The sequence below is a fragment of the Anaerobacillus sp. 63XJN7_4_ISO-PGPR-S23-413 genome (genome assembly GCF_056173725.1).
This window is the reverse complement of record NZ_CM149688.1, coordinates 2598004-2616515: the sequence shown is the minus strand read 5'-3', so window position 1 is coordinate 2616515 and position 18512 is coordinate 2598004. Positions and strand designations below refer to the sequence as shown.

18 protein-coding genes and 1 riboswitch are annotated in these 18512 nt (G+C 39.9%); of the genes, 12 read left to right on the top strand and 6 right to left on the bottom strand.

The window, feature by feature from the left end; translation table 11 throughout:
* The first annotated feature begins 95 nt into the window (after positions 1 to 95).
* Positions 96 to 359, top strand: coding sequence for an HPr family phosphocarrier protein (locus AC0VYO_RS13845; protein WP_194222062.1), 264 nt, complete (start codon positions 96 to 98; stop codon positions 357 to 359).
* A 90-nt stretch (positions 360 to 449) separates the two neighbouring features.
* On the opposite strand, the gene proC is transcribed toward AC0VYO_RS13845, so the two are convergent.
* Positions 450 to 1280, bottom strand: coding sequence for a pyrroline-5-carboxylate reductase (gene proC / locus AC0VYO_RS13840; protein ID WP_475365437.1), 831 nt, complete (start codon positions 1278 to 1280; stop codon positions 450 to 452).
* A gap of 415 nt (positions 1281 to 1695) precedes the next feature.
* Here proC and AC0VYO_RS13835 point away from each other — a divergent pair, with 415 nt between their 5' ends.
* Together AC0VYO_RS13835 and AC0VYO_RS13830 are read left to right on the top strand one after the other, a co-directional pair.
* Positions 1696 to 2664: an MBL fold metallo-hydrolase gene (locus AC0VYO_RS13835; protein WP_475367714.1), complete on the top strand. Its 969-nt coding sequence runs from the start codon at positions 1696 to 1698 to the stop codon at positions 2662 to 2664.
* Between the two features lie 12 nt (positions 2665 to 2676).
* Positions 2677 to 3468: an SDR family NAD(P)-dependent oxidoreductase gene (locus AC0VYO_RS13830; protein ID WP_475365435.1), complete on the top strand. Its 792-nt coding sequence runs from the start codon at positions 2677 to 2679 to the stop codon at positions 3466 to 3468.
* A 248-nt stretch (positions 3469 to 3716) separates the two neighbouring features.
* Here AC0VYO_RS13830 and AC0VYO_RS13825 read toward each other — a convergent pair whose 3' ends face one another.
* The gene (locus tag AC0VYO_RS13825; protein ID WP_475367713.1) at positions 3717 to 4214 is read right to left on the bottom strand and encodes an LURP-one-related family protein; all 498 of its coding nucleotides are present in this window, start codon (positions 4212 to 4214) and stop codon (positions 3717 to 3719) included.
* Positions 4215 to 4414: 200 nt separating this feature from the next.
* Between AC0VYO_RS13825 and AC0VYO_RS13820 the strand changes: the two genes are divergently transcribed.
* From AC0VYO_RS13820 to AC0VYO_RS13805, 4 genes are all read left to right on the top strand, one after another.
* The gene (locus AC0VYO_RS13820) at positions 4415 to 5062 is read left to right on the top strand and encodes an NUDIX hydrolase (RefSeq protein WP_430247155.1); all 648 of its coding nucleotides are present in this window, start codon (positions 4415 to 4417) and stop codon (positions 5060 to 5062) included.
* A 191-nt stretch (positions 5063 to 5253) separates the two neighbouring features.
* Entirely contained in the window at positions 5254 to 5790 is a 537-nt protein-coding gene (locus AC0VYO_RS13815) for a GNAT family N-acetyltransferase (protein ID WP_475367712.1), read from the top strand.
* A 116-nt stretch (positions 5791 to 5906) separates the two neighbouring features.
* The gene (locus tag AC0VYO_RS13810; RefSeq protein ID WP_430247157.1) at positions 5907 to 6254 is read left to right on the top strand and encodes a DUF805 domain-containing protein; all 348 of its coding nucleotides are present in this window, start codon (positions 5907 to 5909) and stop codon (positions 6252 to 6254) included.
* A gap of 162 nt (positions 6255 to 6416) precedes the next feature.
* Positions 6417 to 6977 carry a GNAT family N-acetyltransferase gene (locus AC0VYO_RS13805; protein ID WP_430247158.1) on the top strand — a complete coding sequence of 187 codons (561 nt, stop codon included), beginning with the start codon at positions 6417 to 6419 and terminating at the stop codon, positions 6975 to 6977.
* Positions 6978 to 7065: 88 nt separating this feature from the next.
* Here the strand turns inward: AC0VYO_RS13805 and AC0VYO_RS13800 are convergent, their stop codons facing one another.
* Both AC0VYO_RS13800 and AC0VYO_RS13795 read right to left on the bottom strand, forming a co-directional pair.
* Positions 7066 to 7869 carry an SDR family NAD(P)-dependent oxidoreductase gene (locus AC0VYO_RS13800; protein WP_475367711.1) on the bottom strand — a complete coding sequence of 268 codons (804 nt, stop codon included), beginning with the start codon at positions 7867 to 7869 and terminating at the stop codon, positions 7066 to 7068.
* Between the two features lie 109 nt (positions 7870 to 7978).
* Positions 7979 to 9634, bottom strand: coding sequence for a M4 family metallopeptidase (locus AC0VYO_RS13795; protein ID WP_475367710.1), 1656 nt, complete (start codon positions 9632 to 9634; stop codon positions 7979 to 7981).
* Positions 9635 to 10156: 522 nt separating this feature from the next.
* Here AC0VYO_RS13795 and AC0VYO_RS13790 point away from each other — a divergent pair.
* The 4 genes from AC0VYO_RS13790 to AC0VYO_RS13775 all read left to right on the top strand — a co-directional run bounded on the left by AC0VYO_RS13790 (position 10157) and on the right by AC0VYO_RS13775 (position 14421).
* On the top strand, positions 10157 to 11413 hold the full coding sequence (locus AC0VYO_RS13790; protein ID WP_475367709.1) for a Y-family DNA polymerase: 1257 nt from the start codon (positions 10157 to 10159) through the stop codon (positions 11411 to 11413).
* 14 nt (positions 11414 to 11427) lie between these two features.
* Positions 11428 to 11757, top strand: a complete 330-nt coding sequence (locus AC0VYO_RS13785; RefSeq protein ID WP_475367708.1) for a YolD-like family protein — start codon at positions 11428 to 11430, stop codon at positions 11755 to 11757.
* Between the two features lie 161 nt (positions 11758 to 11918).
* Positions 11919 to 12758, top strand: a complete 840-nt coding sequence (locus tag AC0VYO_RS13780; protein ID WP_475367707.1) for an alpha/beta fold hydrolase — start codon at positions 11919 to 11921, stop codon at positions 12756 to 12758.
* Between the two features lie 193 nt (positions 12759 to 12951).
* Positions 12952 to 13055, top strand: a riboswitch (SAM riboswitch).
* A gap of 70 nt (positions 13056 to 13125) precedes the next feature.
* Entirely contained in the window at positions 13126 to 14421 is a 1296-nt protein-coding gene (locus AC0VYO_RS13775) for a Na+/H+ antiporter NhaC family protein (protein WP_475367706.1), read from the top strand.
* A gap of 75 nt (positions 14422 to 14496) precedes the next feature.
* Here AC0VYO_RS13775 and AC0VYO_RS13770 read toward each other — a convergent pair whose 3' ends face one another.
* Positions 14497 to 15720, bottom strand: coding sequence for an ISL3 family transposase (locus AC0VYO_RS13770; protein WP_475367705.1), 1224 nt, complete (start codon positions 15718 to 15720; stop codon positions 14497 to 14499).
* Positions 15721 to 15894: 174 nt separating this feature from the next.
* Complete coding sequence (locus tag AC0VYO_RS13765) at positions 15895 to 16572, bottom strand: hypothetical protein (protein WP_430246017.1); 678 nt, start codon at positions 16570 to 16572, stop codon at positions 15895 to 15897.
* Between the two features lie 293 nt (positions 16573 to 16865).
* On the opposite strand from AC0VYO_RS13765, the gene AC0VYO_RS13760 reads away from it, so the two are divergent.
* The gene (locus tag AC0VYO_RS13760; RefSeq protein ID WP_430246020.1) at positions 16866 to 18485 is read left to right on the top strand and encodes an SLC13 family permease; all 1620 of its coding nucleotides are present in this window, start codon (positions 16866 to 16868) and stop codon (positions 18483 to 18485) included.
* Positions 18486 to 18512 lie beyond the last annotated feature (27 nt).

The window sequence follows — 18512 nt, the reverse complement described above, 5'->3', positions numbered from 1 at the left end:
TAAGGAAAGGTGCCATAAGACTTGCGGATACCCAAAGAGGGTGTCAATATAGAAATGTGCAAACGGTTGTATATATTATTAAGGAGGATGTTGCAATGGTATATAAAGAAACCGTTTTGATCACAGGTAAAGTGACGATGACCTTTTTAATGGATTTTGTCAAAAGTGCGAATGAGTTTAGTAGTTATATTATTGTTGAAGTTGAAGGAAGACGATTAAATGCTAAAAGTATATTAAGTATGGGACGGTTAACAACTCATTTTGGGCCAATGAAAATTATTGCAAATGGACTCGACAGTGAAGAGGCTTTATATCACTTGAAAAAGAGGTGTGAAGTTGTTCAGAAGAAGAGTGTTTAAATAGAAAAAGGGGGCTTTTAAAGTAATTAAAATGGCGCTCTATTTTTGTTTGCCCGGACATTGTACGAATGTCCGGGTTAGTTAAGCTAGTTATTTTTGTTTCTCAAACGCTTTTCCTAGCTCTTCTGCTTTTTTAGTTGCGTCCGTAATACAAGACAATATTGCTCTTTCGAATTGATATTCCTTTAAAGAAGTTATTCCAGCTTGTGTTGTTCCTCCTGAACTTGTAATTTTTTCTCTTAATAAAGTTGGAGATTGATTAGTGCGACGGAGCATGTTTGCGGCTCCATTCATTGTTTGAAGCAGCAGCTCGCGTGCTGTATCCGGGTCTAGGCCATTTTGAATCGCAGCTTTTTCCATGCATTCAACCATATAGTAAAAATAAGCTGGGCCACTACCAGATAACCCTGTTACAGCGTTCATTTTATCTTCTGTAACCTGTACAACACTTCCGATTGTAAGGAATAAGTTTTCTGCAAATAACAGGTCCTCTTTCTTAGCGAAATGACCTGGAGAAATCGCTGTTGCGGATAATCCAATCATAGCTGATGTGTTAGGCATAGCTCGAACGATAGGTGTGCACGTTCCAATAGCCTCCTCAACATAAGAGGTTGTGATTCCGGCGAGTACAGAGATAATAAGATGGCTCTCATTAATATATGGTTGAATATTTTTTAAGGCAGTTTCTGCGTCAGCAGGCTTCATGGCGAGGATGATTACTTTATTGTTCTTTAATAGCTGCTCTATGTTCTGTGTAGTTTGCACATTGTATTTGTCTTTAAGTTCTTCAAGGCGATCCAAGTTTGAGCGGTTCATCACAACAATTTGATTTGCATGAATAAATTTTTCTTTGATCATACCTTCGATGATGGCTTCTGTGATCGATCCGGCACCTATGAATGCGATGGTGTGTTTCTTCATCTTACTCATCCTTCCATATAAAAACGCCCATTCGTCTTTATTTAAAGGACGAATGGGCGTTATCCGTGGTACCACCTTCATTTGATATCATAGCGATATCCTCAAGTACCCTGTAACGTGGGAAGCGGCTGTGTTTTCACAGCAGGCTCCGGGGCAGGTTCAAAGTAGGCGAAGTGAAGGAATTTTTCAGCCGGTGAATTCCTCTCTCTGACACTTATCTAGTCTTTTACTAGTCCCGTTCAAAGCCAATACGTTCAATCTAATTTTACATAGTATGCAACGAACAGGGATAATTGTCAATAGTTATTGTCGGAAAATTCAAATTTAATTATCTTGCTATAATGACAAATAGAGGGAAGAGCGGTAGAATAGAGTTAGTTCATGCAACGAAAGAAAAGTAGAGGTGGCGGGTAATTTGAATATAACGAAAGCTGACGTTCTTTCAATGACGGTACCAACACCATTTGCAGTTGGCCCTGTTAATTGTTTTTTAATAAAAGGAGATGTGCTGACGCTTGTAGATACAGGTCCGCGAACACCTGAGGCACAGCGAGAACTCAATGAGCAGTTGGTAAATAATGGTTATGCGTTCGAGGATATTGAACAAGTAGTACTAACTCATCATCATCCAGATCACATTGGACTGGTTGGGGGTATGATGGAAAGAGGAGTACGCGTGCTTGGACATTGGAAAAATGATCGCTGGCTTCAAATGAGCGATTCTTTTTTGAAAGAAAATGATACATTTATGACAAGTATCTATCGAGAAGCGGGCGTGGCTGATCAGTATTTTGATCATGCTCGCGACACGCGTGATTATCTTGCTTTTACAGATCGAGCGAAGTGCGATATCCATCTATCAGAAGGGGATGGCGTCCCTGGATGTTCAGAATGGACGGTCATGGAAACTCCTGGTCATGCACAAAGTCATATTTCTCTATGGCATAAGGAAACAGGAACGATGATCGCTGGCGATCATCTTATTAAGAAAATCTCATCTAATCCGCTTCTTGAACCGCCCTATGTAAAAGGAACAGAGCGTCCAAAACCACTCATTCAGCAGCGTAATTCTTATCGGAAAACGTTAGATGCTCATTTGCAATATGTATATACGGGACATGGAGAGCCTATTTTAAATCCGGATGATTTAATTAAGGAGCGCCTAAGGAAGCAAGAAGAACGCTCTGATAAAGTAGCGTTGCTCTTGCAAAAACAGCCGCTAACTGCTTTCGAAGTATGTAAGGAATTATTTCCAGGTGTTTATAAGAAGCAAGTGGGCCTGACACTTTCAGAGACAATTGGTCACTTAGATTATTTAGAGTCGGAAAATGTCATCGTCAAAATAAAGGATAAAGAACAAACTTATTATCGGTATAAGCTGTAAGAGGAGGAACTAATGAAGAAATTAAAAAACAAAGTAATCTTGATCACCGGAGCGTCAAGCGGTATAGGACGACAGCTGGCTGTTGATTTAGCTAGAAAAGGCGCTAAACTCATCCTCGTTGCTCGTTCCGAAGATAAATTAATGGACGTTAAGAAGCAAATCGAAGAAAGTGGAGCATACCCTCCAGCTGTATGGAGCCTGGATGTAGGTGACCGTAAGCGGGTTGATCAACTATTGCCTTCTTTGCTGAAGGAAATGCCACCTATAGATGTATTAATTAATAATGCGGGATTTGGGAAATTCGATGCTTTTGTAGATGCAGATATGAAAGATATTGAAGCAATGTTTGATGTGAACGTATTGGGACTGATGCGCTTTACATCTCATGTGCTGCCTCGGATGATTGCAAAAAGACAGGGACACATTGTTAACGTAGCATCACAGGCAGGTAAACTTGCTACTCCAAAATCCTCCGGTTATTCTGCTTCCAAGCATGCTGTGCTTGGCTTTTCGAATAGTTTAAGAATGGAAATGAAGGAACATAACATCTTTGTTACTACAGTTAACCCAGGTCCAATTAATACAAGCTTTTTTGAGACAGCCGATAGTAGTGGGACTTATATTAAAAATGTTGAAAAAATGATGTTATCTTCAGAGAAGGTATCAAAGGAAATCATAGCAGCTATTGAAAAAGGTCGACGAGAAGTCAATCTCCCAGGCTGGATGAACGTAGGAGCAAAACTTTATCATACTGCTCCAGGCGTGGTTGAAAAAGTGGCGGGTAAGTTTTTTGATCAAAAATAATGAGTTGTTTGAAGAGCGCTTTTAAAGTGCTCTTCTTTTTTAGGTTTTCTTTTCTAGAAGCCGTTCGTTCATTTGCCCCTGCCTAAGGTTAAGTGGATCGAGTATGATGAAAATATAGGCACTAGTGGTGTTTTCATTAGAAAGAGCCACTCTTTCTTTCGTAGAGAGAAACAATATGCCTGCTACAGTGATGATTATTTGGATTTTAGCTGACTATCGTGATTTCCCCTTTCTTTACTTCCTATTGGCTAAGTAGCTGCTCCGGCTGCACTAACATTTTTTTGAAAGGCGTTCACGCCCATAATAATTGAAATCAACTCTTCTGCTAAAAGGTTACTTGACATATTCTTAAGTTCATAATTCGCTGATTCAAAATAGCTATTTGTTCTTTGAAAAGTAGCTATCTCACGATTGGAGTCATCGGTTATGCTGTATGCTTTTGAAAATGCAGGTGACGTTATAGTGAATTTCTTACCGTCTTTGAAATAATGGAATTTCTTTGATAGAAAAGTAAAAGACATTTTCACGTAACCGAGTTCATCGCCATTTTTTCTTCTAACTATCCATTTGTTAGCGAAAAACGTAAAGGCTCCCTCCATAGTAACGTCTCCATTGACGTCTTCTATTTCGACTTTAGAAGAGAACGCGCTTCTAAGGTTAAGTGCCCCTACCGTCTCGCGATCGCTATTGTAGATGTCTGTTCTTCCTGCCGAAAAAAAGTTATCCGAAAAAAATAATTGATTCATACTAATCATCACCCCCTCCTCCATTTATACGATTAATACAGTAGAGAAGTTTCGGAATAATCTAGCTTATTAGATATGTGAATGGAAACGTTGATGAAATAATAATTGTAGTCAATAGTAATAATGCTAAAATAAGGAAGAGGATTTTACTGGAATAGAAGTTTATCTATCCAGCTAAAGATAAAAAGCGAGGGTGTAAAATGAAAAGTGAACTAGTGAGGATATTTAATGAGAATAGAGAAGCGATCGGCAACGCATCTCGAGAAGAGGTACATAGAGAAGGTTACTGGCATGAGGTTTTTCAATGCTGGTTTGTGCGGATCGAAAATGGTGTTAGAAAGATTTACTTTCAGCTTCGAAGTGATCGGAAAAAGGATTTTCCAGGGCTGTATGACATCACAGCGGCTGGTCACTTAATGGCTGATGAGTCTGTTGAAGACGGAGTGAGGGAAGTCGAGGAAGAGCTCGGAATTGGTGTTTCCTATAATGAATTGACCCCACTAAAGGTCATAAAAGCTTCGATTAAAAAAGACCACTTTTTTGATAATGAAATCGCGAATATCTTCCTCTATGAGTGTAATCAGCCATTGGAGAAGTTTAAACTTCAAAAAGAAGAAGTTTCTGGAATCGTACAAGCTGATTTTGATCAATTTTATGACCTTTGGTTGGGAGAGCGGGATGAAGTGGATGTAAAAGGATTTTGCTTGAATGACGATGAAGAGAGAATAAACGTGAATGAAAAAATCAATAAACTTCATTTTGTGCCACATGAAGTCTCTTATTATCAATCGGTTGTGAAGGAGATAGAAAAAAACTTCACACAGAGTGAAGATAATCTGAGGAGGTAAAAGGGGTCTCTAAAAAGAATCGGGTAATGCTGTCTTATTACTTCATTCTTTGGTTCTTCATAAAGTATGGTCCAGCCGAGCCAATGGTAACTTGTTTTCCCTACCTTCAGGCTTGTTATTGGGAGTAAAGATTAAAGTTTCTGCAACGGGAGAAATGCACCACTAAAATCGATCAAGTAGGAGAGCAGAATATGAAAACAAAAACCTTACCTTTTGTTACGATTAGAGAACTATCTCTATTAGATGTGGAAGATCGCTATCAATGGTGCCTGGATCGAGACGTAACGAAGCATCTGAATATGCCGGCGAAATATCCTCCTTTTACACGAGAAGAAACAATGAACTGGATTCAAATGTGCATCACTCGAAAGAACGGGTATGAGCAAAGAGCTATTGTAACTGGTGAAGGTCAACATATTGGCTGGGTAGACTTAAAGAATATTGATCAGTTAAACGGTCATGCAGAGCTAGGTATTGCCATAGGTGATAAACGCTATTGGGGGAAAGGCTATGGGATGAGCGCCTTAAAAGCTATGCTTCATTTAGGGTTTACGGAGCTTAGTTTAAATAAGATCTGGCTAAGAGTAGAAGTGGATAATGATAAAGCAATTAAGTCTTACAAGCAGTGTGGCTTTGTTGAAGAAGGGATATTGCGCGAGGATCGGTATAGAGAAGGAAAGTATGTCGACCGGGTTAGAATGAGTATTTTGAGAAGAGAAGTTAATTAGCAGATTTTATATCCAATTATTGATTTGTTTACCTAATATTGTTAGCCTTTATGTTATACTGTTTTGTATGAAAAAGGTACTAATCTACTAAACTTATTCGCTAAAGGAGAAGCAGTATGAACTGGTATTTGAAAGTATTAAAGAATTATGTGAATTTCCAAGGAAGAGCAAGGCGTAAAGAATATTGGATGTTTACTCTTTTTAATGTTATTTTTTCTATTGTCTTAACGATAGTAGAGTCTCTAGCTGATATTTCCCCATTTTTGACAAGTATTTATTCATTGTTCATTATTTTACCTTCGCTAGCTGTAACTGTGCGTAGATTGCATGACACTGGAAGAAGCGGTTGGTGGGTGCTCATTGGACTTATTCCTCTAATTGGTAGTATTGTCATTCTGGTCTTCACTTGCTTAGATAGTGATGTGGAAGAAAACCGTTTTGGGAAAAATCCTAAAGTAGTATAGTTAGCTCAATTTCCATTATTCTGCTCTCATTTGAACCGCTAATCTCCTTGATTGGCGGTTCAAATTCTAGTTGAAGGTGAAAAGTTAATCGCTTGTTCCAGCTTATTTGTAAATTTCCTTCTTTTTTGAGGGAATGTCTTTACTTACGTCGGAGGGATAGAAATGAATCCAATCTTAATGGAAATTGAAACAGTACTTGAAACAGAACGATTAATGTTAAGAATGCCTGAATACGGGGATGGTAAAATAGTTAATCAAGCCATTCAATCTTCTATAAGTGAACTGAGGCCCTGGCTTGGCTTTGCTAGAGAAACGCCGACTCCTGAGGATACAGAGATTAATACACGAGAGGCGCATATTAAATTCCTAAAGCGTGAAAGTTTAAGGTTCCTGGTGTTTTTGAAAGAAACAAATGAGTTTGTTGGATCCACTGGGTTTCATAACATTGAATGGGATGTTCCAAAGCTTGAAATTGGGTATTGGGTGGCTACTAAGCAAAGTGGTCATGGCTATATGACTGAGGCCGTTCAGAAACTTACTGAATATGCGCATCAGGACTTGAAGTGCAGAAGGGTCGAGATTAGATGCGATCGAGAAAACGAGCGAAGTCGTGCGATTCCAGAACGATTGGACTATGATTTCGAAGGAACTCTCAAAAACGAAGATATGTCGATCGACGGAACACAGATAACAGATACTTGTATCTACGCGAGTATTACTTAATGGCTTTGTGAATGCTCCAATCAAAAATGACTCATGCTTTCTTCAAGCATGAGTCATTTTTGATTTGTAGGTAATTTCTCCAAAGCACCTAGCGCATAACGCTTCCACCTGAAATTTTGAGCGATTCGCCAATAATGTTTTCTGACGCATTTGAGAGAAGGTAAATGATGCTATTGGCGACTTCTTCAGGCTGCGTAATTCTTCCAGATGGCATTGCTGCTTCTACAGCCTTTAATTCTTCCTCAAAGCTTTTATTCTGTCTCTCCCCTTTAGAAGCAATACTGTTTCGGCCCATTTCTGTATCAACGAAGCCGGGACATACTGCGTTAACTCTAATTCCATCACGGATAGCCTCGTGGGCAAACGACTGCGTGAAGCCAGTTATAGCAAACTTTGAAGCGCTATAGGCCGTGTTACCAAAAGTTCCTCTAAGACCTGAGAGAGAAGAGAGGTTTACAATCGCCCCTTTCTTCTTATCCTCACGCATTCGCTTATACACAAGTTGAGTCAGTAAAACAGTCGAGGTATAATTTAGCTCCATTACTTTGCGAAGATCTTCTTCTTCTAATTGATCAAGCGTATCGCCGCCGCCAATTCCTGCTGAGTTAACTAACCCTGTGATGCTTCCGTTATATTTAATAGCACTTTCGATAAGAGTAGAACGATCTTTCTCATTGTTTAAATCAGCAGGAAGAACAGCAACCGTTGCTTCCGTTACTAACTCTTCGCACTCCTGCTTCAGCTGAGTTAATTTATCTTTATTTCTTCCGGTTATCGTAATCGTAGCACCGGCTTTTACGGCGGCCTTTGCGGTTTCATATCCAATACCACCCGTGGCTCCGGTAATGAGAACATGTTCATGCTTAAGCGTATCCTCTTTGAAAATTCCCATTTGTCCTTCCTCCTTTTAAGGTCTAGCACCCTTTTACCCGTTTGAATACTTATAAAACCCTGACATAACGAAAAGACAGGTAGCCATTGGCTGCCTGCCTAACTTCTTTCTATTGAACTCCAACTGCATTAAAAGCCTGTTTTACAGATTGAACTTCTGAGCTTCCGCTTCCATAAAGATCAGTGGCAGCTTGTACTGCTGCTGATCTCATCTGACTAAAGTTTGAAGAAGCGGTTAAGTATTGCGTAAGGGTGCGGTAGTAAATAGCGCCGAGTTTGTCTTTTCCAATTCCTGATACGGTTACCCCATAGAATGTACCGCCTTCACTCAGCAGATAAGCTGCTTTGTTCATGATGCCGCTGTTGATATGAACGCCGCCATTATCTTGAGAACCAGTATAGCGGACAGAGTAATGATCAGGGTCTCCGAATTGGGATGGGTCTGACATTGAACGAAGAGCATCCCCGGATGTACCTGGTGTATAAATATCTTCTCCGATTAACCAGTCAGGGTTATTGCTGTCGTAGTATTCTACAAGCGTTCCGAATACATCAGACATGGATTCATTCAGTGCTCCTGATTCATTTTGATAAATTAAGTCAGCTGTTGTATCAGTGACAGCGTGTGTCAATTCATGAGCAACAACATCTTCACCACCTGAAAGGGATACAAAAGTTGAGCCATCTCCATCACCATAGACCATCTGGCTTCCGTTCCAGAACGCATTATTGTAGTTGCGTCCGTAATGTACGGTGGACTTTAGTGGTGAACCGTTTCCGTCATAACTATCTCGGTTGAAGACATCTTTATAATAATCATACGTCGCTCCTGCATAGTAGTGAGCGTCGACTGCAGCCGCGTCATAGCTTGCGTTAAAGGAGTTATCTGAATCTGCCCATAAAGAGCCTGGCAGTTTTGTGCGATTTGCCGCATCATATGTTAAGATTCCGCCACCTCGCGTAGTGTCTTTCAAGTAATAAGTTGAAGAGGAAAGTAGCGTATTGAACGTTTTTTGATCACCAAGTACACCAGTTCCACTTGCCGTCTTAATTGTTCCGGTAACATTGTCACCACCACCTGGCTTGCCGACTCCTTCTTTTTTTGCTTCGTGTAGAGCGTTGAAGCTTGTTAGAACTTCACCACTTGTTGCATCAATTATGTATTGCCAGTTACCCGGTTCAGGCGAGAGGAAGTTCAAGGTCACATGGTAAGCATACGTTGCAGACTCTCCTTCAGTATAGACGACAAGGTTGGATTCGGGTTTTTGTTCATAGGCTGGTGAAAAACCGAGATCTTCTTCTGCTTTTTTAACGGCGTCCTGTTTCTTGAATTTTGTTGTTTTTTTAAGCTCTTTCTTCGACCCAAGGTCTGGAATAACTGTACCTGATACGGCTGTTAAAATACCACTTTCATCAACATGAGCCGTTTGAGTTGAACCATAAACAGGTGTTCCTTCATGAAGTTGTTGTAATCGAAAAACCGTAAAACCAAGATCGTCCTTTTCTTTTGATAGGATTTTAAAGGAATCCTTAGCGGAAGATCCACTAAACTTGTACAGGTTTTTCTGTTCGTTCAAGTAATCAAATAGTACTTGATTGGCATTTTGAGAGCTTACTTTTGTTAGTTTTCCTGAAACAAAAGAAGGTGTTCCTGTTTCTTTATTCATATTCGTATCTGCTGCTGCAAATGTTGAGGATGGTGCGAGCATGGTACTAACGAGCCCCACTGATAACCCGATTGAAAGTAAATTTTTTTTCTTTCCCATTCTATATCCCCCTCGTGATTAAGATGAGCTAACATTACCATAAAAGATTTAGTATTCAAACTATTTAAACTATTTTGATATTTAAGACCTATCCTTTTGGATAGAGTTATAGGGAGATATACCTGTTATTTAAAAAAAGGTATTGGTTCTTTAGACTCAGGAGGTGGTGTGCTAATAAATAAGGGCGTTAATGACCATATGAAACGGCATATCCTGGTTCTTTTTCTGTGCGTTTAGAGATTGATGCGCGAGTATTTCTACTTCCCTATCTGTTAATGGAACAAGTGTAGGATCTCCAATACGTATGTGCTCTGATGACTAACTTTCGAGTGAATATCGTTAAGTTCATTGTTACTCTTCTTCCGGTACTTTTCGTTACTTTAGAAAAAAGGGTGATGCTAAGTGAATCGTTTTATGATTGGAAGAAAGTGCTTATTGTAAAGAGAACGTATATTCGGTTAAAATACGGGTATATATAAAGGGAACAAACGTTCTTTTTGATTAGGAGAAGGGGGGATACAAATGGATTATTCTAAATTTCCAAAGAAAACAATCCTATGTATTGATATGAAAAGTTTTTATGCAAGTTGTTCAGCAGTAGAGATGGGGCTTGATCCACTTACATGCTATCTCGCGGTTGTTGGTGATACCGAGCGACAGGGAAGTGTTGTGCTAGCAGCGTCTCCGGCACTAAAAAAGGAATTTGGAATACGAACAGGGAGCAGACTATTTGAAATTCCAAATAATAAAAACATTCATATCGTTAATGCGAGAATGTCTTTATATTTAAAACAATCAATGGAAATAACGAGGCTTTTTCATCGTTATGTACCATCAGAATGTATCCATACGTATAGCGTTGATGAATCGTTTTTGCAGGTTGATGGGACAGAACGACTTTGGGGGAACAAATTTGAAGTAGCTCACAAGATCAGAAATGAAATAAGAGAGACATTCGGATTACCATGTGCCATAGGGATTGGCCCAAATCTTTTAATGGCAAAGCTTTGTCTCGATCTGGAAGCGAAAGAAAAAGGGATTGCAGAATGGACTTATGAAGATATTCCTAAAAAACTCTGGCCGCTTTCCCCGCTAAGTCAAATGTGGGGTATCGGATCGCGTGTCGAGCGAACGTTAAATCGAATGGGGATTATGAATGTAAAGCAGCTTGCGCATTACCCGCTACATCTACTAGAAGAAAAATTCGGTATTATGGGAAATCAGCTCTATCATCATGCGTGGGGCATCGATCTTTCTGAAATGGGTGCGCCGATTATGCAGGGACAGATTAGCTATGGGAAAAGCCAAATTTTGTTGCGAGATTACCATGACGAAAAAGACATTCAACACGTCATTCTTGAGATGAGTGAAGAAGTTGCAAGACGTGCGAGAAAAGCCCGGAAGGCAGGGCGTACGATTAGCCTTGGGATTGGTTATAGTAAAGAAGAAGGCGGGGGTGGCTTTCACCGTTCAAGGAGTATCCACAGCCCGACTGCTATTACGCTCGAAATATACAATGTATGTCTTCAGTTATTTGAGGAGTTCTTTGAAAGAAAAACGGTTCGTAAGATTTCCATTACCCTTTCAAATATTTGCAATGATGAAGAAGTGCAGTTGGACTTATTTAACGCGTCACGCCCAAAGCAGCGGGATCTCGGATATGTGATGGATTCGATCCGTGAGAAATATGGCTCAGATGCGCTGCTTCGTGCCGTTTCATACACAAAGGCCGGTACGGCACTGCATAGAAGTAAACTTGTGGGTGGTCATAAAGCATAGAAGGGGGAAGAAGCGTGATTCGTGATCGCGGAAATATAAAATGGACGTCAATGATGTTACCTGAGCATGTGAAAGAGCTAAGAGATTGGAAAACCGAAGAGAAAAAAAGTGAAAAGCCGGTACTTGATGAACAAAGAATGGCGGAAATGAATGAAACAATATGTGAAGCAATGGCCAATCACAACTCGCTTTGTTTTCAACACTTTAGTGGGGGAGAAACGAAAACTCTCTTTGGATATGTGCACTATGTAGATCCACTTACGAAAGAACTGCGTATTATTGACCATAATGAAAAAAGGACAACGATAAAGCTGCTGGACCTTGTGCACGTAGAGTTAGAATGAAAAAAATGGAGTATCCTCTCAGATGTAAAAAAAGTTTTTCATTTCAGGATTGGGGTAAAATAAGTATAAAGTCAAACCTGAATAAGTGAGACCATCCTGTCTGGTTAGAAACGAAGGGTGAATCAGATCAGATGAATTCAAAATCCGGAGTGAGATGAAAGATGCTATTAGCTCAAAATCTTAAACAAAATACGGAAAAGATCAAAGGAATTGATATTCACTATGAATACTATAGAAATGACACAGCCGTCGATCGGCCAGTATTAACGCTTCTTCACGGTTTTCTATCGTCGAGCTTCAGCTTCAGAAGATTGATACCATTATTAACAAAGGCATATACTGTTGTTGCCATTGATCTTCCTCCGTTCGGAAAAAGTGAAAAGTCTAATCGTTTTGTCCACTCTTATCATAATTATGCGGAAGTGGTGGTTGAACTTTTAGAAAGGCTTTCAATTGATCATACTGTTATGATCGGCCATTCTATGGGTGGGCAAGTAGCAATGAGAGTCTCGGCTATGAAAGATGATCTCGTTAGTAAGAATATTTTACTGTGCAGTTCAGGATATCTTGAAAAGGCTAAACAGAGTCTAGTGTATACATCGTACTTACCTTTTTTCTCGGTATACTTGAAAAGGTGGCTTTATCGAAAAGGTGTTAGAGGAAATTTGCTTAATTGTGTTTATGATCCTTCCCTTATCGATGAAGAAATGATGGATGGATATATCCAACCTTTCTTCAATGAGGGTATCTTTCGGTCATTAGTTAGGATGATTCGAGATCGCGAAGGAGATTTGTCAGAAGTTGAACTAAATCAAATTCATACACCTAGCCTACTAATATGGGGAGAAAATGACAGAGTTGTGCCGTTGAAAATTGGGAAGCGTCTCAGTAAGGATCTCCCAAATGCTAAACTGATCATCTATGAAAAAACCGGTCACCTTCTACCAGAAGAAAAACCGGAATCGATTATGAAGGATATTGAGTGGTTTTTAGGAAAATAAAGATTGATCTATTGCAAAAATTGGTAGTCATACAAAGCTTGAACCAGACTAGTTAATCAGGTAAACTCCTTAAAGGATGAGGAGTTTATTTTGATGCAGTTAATCAAAGTTGACTCATCAGAATAATGCGTGATAAAGTAAAGCTCGTTATGAAAAAGTAAAATGAAGCATGCGCTCATTAATAATTGTATATTTCTTATTAAGAGAAGTGGAGGGACCTGGCCCAAAGAAGCTTCAGCAACCTCTGATCATCAGAAAGGTGCTGCTTCCAGCAAGAGAAATCTTGAGAGATAAGTGCAAAAGCCTTCTTCTCTTGAAGTGGGCTTTTTTTATTGAGACAGAATAAAAGATGAAGGAGACATGAATAATGGAGAAAGAAATAAAGGGGAACGGCCTGGCTTTACTTCCCCTTGGAATATTTATTGTGCTTTTTATTGGTACAGCTATCATAACAAAGGACTTTTATAGTATGCCTGTTATTCTCGCTTCTCTAGTTGCGGCGGGCGTAGCTCTTTCGATGAATCGAAAAGAAAGCTTTATGAAAAAAGTGGAAGTGTTTTGTCGTGGAGCAGGTAATACGAATATCATATTAATGATTTTGGTCTTTTTACTGGCTGGGGCGTTTGCCGGAACAGCTGAAAAAATTGGAGCAGTAGATTCGATTGTTAATTTAGGTATATCAATTCTACCGGCTAATCTTTTAATCGTAGGTTTGTTTGTCATTGGCTGTTTTATTTCTATTTCGATGGGTACATCGATGGGAACGATTGTAGCACTTGCTCCCATTGGAATTGGAATTGCAGAGCAAACCGGAGTTGCCCCGGCACTGGCTTTATCAGCGGTCATAGGTGGGGCAATGTTTGGTGACAATCTTTCTATGATTTCAGATACTACGATTGCGGCAGTACGCACACAAAATACGCAAATGAAAGATAAATTCAAAGTAAACTTTTTTATAGTCTTGCCAGCTGCTATCGTAACAGCCATTATTTATGGTGCTTTAACGATGGGAGAGCAAGCAACGGTTGGAGGAGATCACGCATTTGATTTCGTTACAATTATCCCTTATTTAGGTGTACTGATCGCAGCGATCGCTGGTGTTAATGTTCTTATTGTACTTGTAAGTGGTACCTTATTTGCTGGGATTGTAGGTTTATATAACGGAACATTTGGAATGAGTGGACTGATCTCCACGGTTACAGAGGGCATAAAAGGGATGGAAGACCTTGCCATGATTGCACTCGTCATCGGAGGGATGATTGAAGTCATTAAGCATAACGGAGGAATACAATACGTATTGGACAAAATCCTGAGCAAAGTAACTTCTCGTAGAGGAGCAGAGTTTGGTATCGCCGGTCTCGCAAGCGTGCTTGATTTATCAACAGCTAACAACACCATTTCGATCATAATGGGGGGGCCACTTGCGAAAAACATTTCCGAAGAATATGGGGTAGACCCACGAAAGTCTGCTAGTATTCTTGATATTTTCTCAGGTAGTATACAGGGCATGCTCCCATATGGGGCACAGGTGCTTGCAGTAGCAGGTCTTGCGTCGATTTCGCCACTCGCTCTACTACCGTATTCAATTTATCCAATCCTCATTGCTATTGCAGGAATTATTGCGATTTTCATCAACTATCCCTCTATTTCGAAAAAGGGCTAAAGTGATAGTAAACAGAATCTTGAATTAAAATGGTTCTAAATCAAATGTTGGGGTAGGAGATTCATCTCCTACTCCTTATCCTAGTTGAAAATGACGAATTTTTTTGTACTGATGATGTAAAAGGATCTTTCTTCGTAAGCGGTCATATCGCTTAAAACCAAAGGCATTTCGCTTAATGACCTTCGTTTGATTGTTTAAACCCTCGATAAAACCATTATTATAGTTCAAGGCAAAACTATTCAGGACTTCTGGTTGCCAGTTCTTAAGTGTTTGAACGGCTTGTCTGAACTCCTTCATATTCGCTGCTTCAACCGTTTTGTAGTAATTATACAGAGACTGTTTAACTTGGTTAGGATTCTCTTGACCGATTCGTTTCGCTTCCTCAAACCAGCTTCGAAACGCTTCTTTTAACTCGTAAGCCTTTCGTAATTCCTCGGATAATCCAAGGTAACGGTCCAGATACCACTTTTGTTTCTCACTCAACTCCTCATATCGCTTGTAAAAAACATGCTTCATTCGCTTGCACTTTTTACGGTCATAATCATGGAAATTCTGTTGAACTCTTCTTCGTACACGCTCTAATGCCCAATAGATGTAGCGACAAAAATGAAAGCGATCAGCCACGATGATTGGCTTTCCTAGTGCCTTTTGAACAGCTGACTTGAAGGCATAGCTCATGTCCATGATCACCACTTCAACTCGCGACCCCTTCTTGCGAAGATAGTCCTTTACGGTCTCAATGGAGCGATTAGGAAGGATATCCAAAGGCTGCTTTGTATCTCCATCCGCAATGACAACTTGATATTTTCCTTCATCGGTATCTCCTTTATATTCATCAATAGCGATGACACGAGGAAGATCACTCACTTCTTGAAGCGTTGGTGCGGCGACTTCATCAAACCGCCTTATCGCAGTTGAATGCGACGTACGAAATTGGGCTGCGGTATCCTTGAAATTCTTCCCCTGTACCACGCGTAATCCCAGGGCCTGATTCCATTCCTTTGAGTGACGCTGATAGCGATTGACGATCGAATTCCTTTCAGCGAATCGTTTCCCACAAGCACACACATAACGGCGCTTGCGATAAAACAAAAAAGCCGTTCGCTCAAATACTTTAAGGTGTTGTACTTTCTGAGTCCGATAATCATGAACACGTACAGTCCATTCTTCACATTGGGGGCACTGGTGCGCCTTCTTTGGCACTTCAATATGAACATGATACTGGCCATTAATGGCTTCCATTTTCGATACCATCACTTCTTCTAATCCGGGTAAATTCATGTTAAAATGCACGTACACGCAACTCCAATCTTTTTCTTGTTTCTCGTCAATTCAAGTGTAAAAGATATAGGAGCTTGCGTGTATTTTTGTGCTTCATTTTCTTAAACCCCAACAAATATTATAGAGCCATTAAAATTTGATATGAGCATTTAAAAAGCAGGTAGCTCAATTTGAGCTACCTGCTTTTTTTTATTATCCTTCGATTTGTTTTTGAAGATGCACAATTCGTTGAGGAAGAATGTACAAGTATTCAATAAGTGAATCTAGTAAGTCGATAATTAAGTTGGCCGTTTCTTCGCTTGTAGCTTTCTCAAGACAAAGGAGGTTATTTAAATTACTACCTTTGCCTAGTAGGTGTCCTAGTTTTACAATTGGTTCTTCTAAATCAATCTGTTTAGCAAGTGTTTCTAGCTGTTTAGAAAGTGGCTGTCCTAGCTCATTTTCAGATAGAAAACTACCTGTAATGCTCTCAAGAACACGATTAGCCATTACAGCCGTTGCGGTCCAATCCTTCATGTTATGTACATTCACTGCTGAGCGATAAACACGCTCAAGGTCATCGGGTAATCTAGCTGTGCTAGTCAGTCTGCCGAGCGGCTCTCGTGTAAAAGAGGTTTGATGCACGAATAGCTCAACTTCTTCTCCGCGATCATTATGGGACGTTTTAATGAGTATGAAAAGCACAGCTTCTTTACAAATAGAGCAGCGAGAAAGCGTGGAGAACACAGCCTGATTAATTTGATAATCGAACTTCAGTTGAAATGAAGCATCGCTTCCGCATTCTGGACATTCTGTATTAGCTGATTTTGGAAGCTTTGTTTGTCCGTATTTCACAACCGAATTAATAGTAGTCTGTTGTATCTTTCTCATCATATACCCCCTGGATCGATTTTGAGCAACTTGTTGTGGATTGTGTATCTATACTTACATTTAATCATTGAGTTTATTTATTTTGAATTATAAAAAACATATCATCAACTTATAATTTTCGCCCCAAATGGAAATTTAAGGGGGTTGAAATGAATTACTTGTATGGAAATGGAAAAACGAATCAAAAGTCCTTTCTTGAAAGAGAGTAATAAAGTACCAAAATTGTGAATTTATTGACAGATGTGGCGAGCGAATTCTACACTATAGTTTAATGAACGATAGGAGGTATGACTATGGAACAACACCTTTGGAACCAATTATGGAAAGAACATGATCGAGCAAAAGATCTCTTAACATTCGCTTCTTCACACACGCCGGAAATCCCTTCAAAAAGTTCTCAAAAAAATCCAGGTTATGCATCTGGACCAGATCCTGCTTATGATAAAAGGAAACTGACGGGGTTGATCCTCGGACCGGTCCTTTTTCTTAGCATAATGTTGTTTTTTAATCCAAATGGTCTTTCAGAAGCAGGTTTGGCCATCTTAGCAAGTACGGCGTGGATTGCAACGTGGTGGATTACAGAAGCCATTCCGATACCGGCGACGTCTCTTTTACCATTAATTTTATTTCCACTAACGGGCGGACTAAAAGGTGATTTAACAGCATCAGCTTATGGCGATAACACCATTTTTCTCTTTATGGGTGGTTTTTTGATCGCGCTTACAATGCAGAAGTGGCATTTACATAAACGAATTGCTCTTTTCATTATATCAGCAATAGGAACAAGTACAGAGAGAATTGTACTTGGCTTTATGATTGCAACAGGCTTTTTATCAATGTGGATCTCAAACACGGCAACGGCTATGATGATGGTGCCAATTGGGCTGGCGGTGATTTATCAAGTATCCGAGCAGCTTGATATGAAGCAAGAAGGGATTCCGCAATTTAATTTTGGAAAAGCCATTATGCTTGGCATCGCGTACAGTGCCTCAATTGGTGGTTTAGCAACATTGATTGGAACACCTCCTAATACCATCTTTGCAGCGGTGGTCAATGAGCTATATGGCATCGAGATTTCATTTGCCCGCTGGATGATGTTTGGCGTACCTTTAACTGTTCTTCTTTTATTTGGCTGCTGGTATTACCTTGTGAAAATGGCATTTCCGATGAATGTTAAAGAGCTGCCAGGCGGGAAAGAGGTGATTAATAAGGAGAAAGCGGATCTTGGGAAAATGTCTATGGAAGAAAAGGTCATTATGGTAGTTTTTTCTTTCACTGCGGTTGCCTGGATTAGCCGTTCCTTTGTTTTAAGTGAGCTTAATCCGAATATAAATGACACTGTCATCGCGATGACTGCAGCGCTATTACTTTTTCTTATACCTGCCCCTTCGAAAAAAGGTGCCTTTCTTTTAGATTGGGATACAGCAAAAGGATTACCATGGGGAATTCTTCTATTATTTGGAGCCGGACTCGCCATTGCTTCTGGCTTTCAGGAATCAGGACTTGCGAATTGGATTGGGGAGCAATTAACGGTTCTTGAAGGCATCCATCTGTTCGTCATTTTACTACTTGTCACATCGCTTGTTATTTTCTTAACGGAGATTACATCAAATACGGCGACGGCGACAATGATGTTTCCAATCATGGCGTCTCTATCATCCGCGATCGGAGTTCATCCTTATGCTCTAATGATTGGGGCAGGAATTGCGTCAAGCTGTGCTTTTATGCTTCCGGTTGCAACCCCTCCGAACGCCGTTGTATTCGGGTCAGGCTATTTAAAAATCCCAGATATGGCGAGAGCAGGTTTCTGGCTAAACCTAACATCTGTCGTCATTATTACACTGGCGATTTATTTTTATATGCCAGTGGTGTGGGGAATTGATCTCACTCAAATTCCCAATCAGTTAAAATAAAAGTAAGATAGAAAATTGAAGGTGATG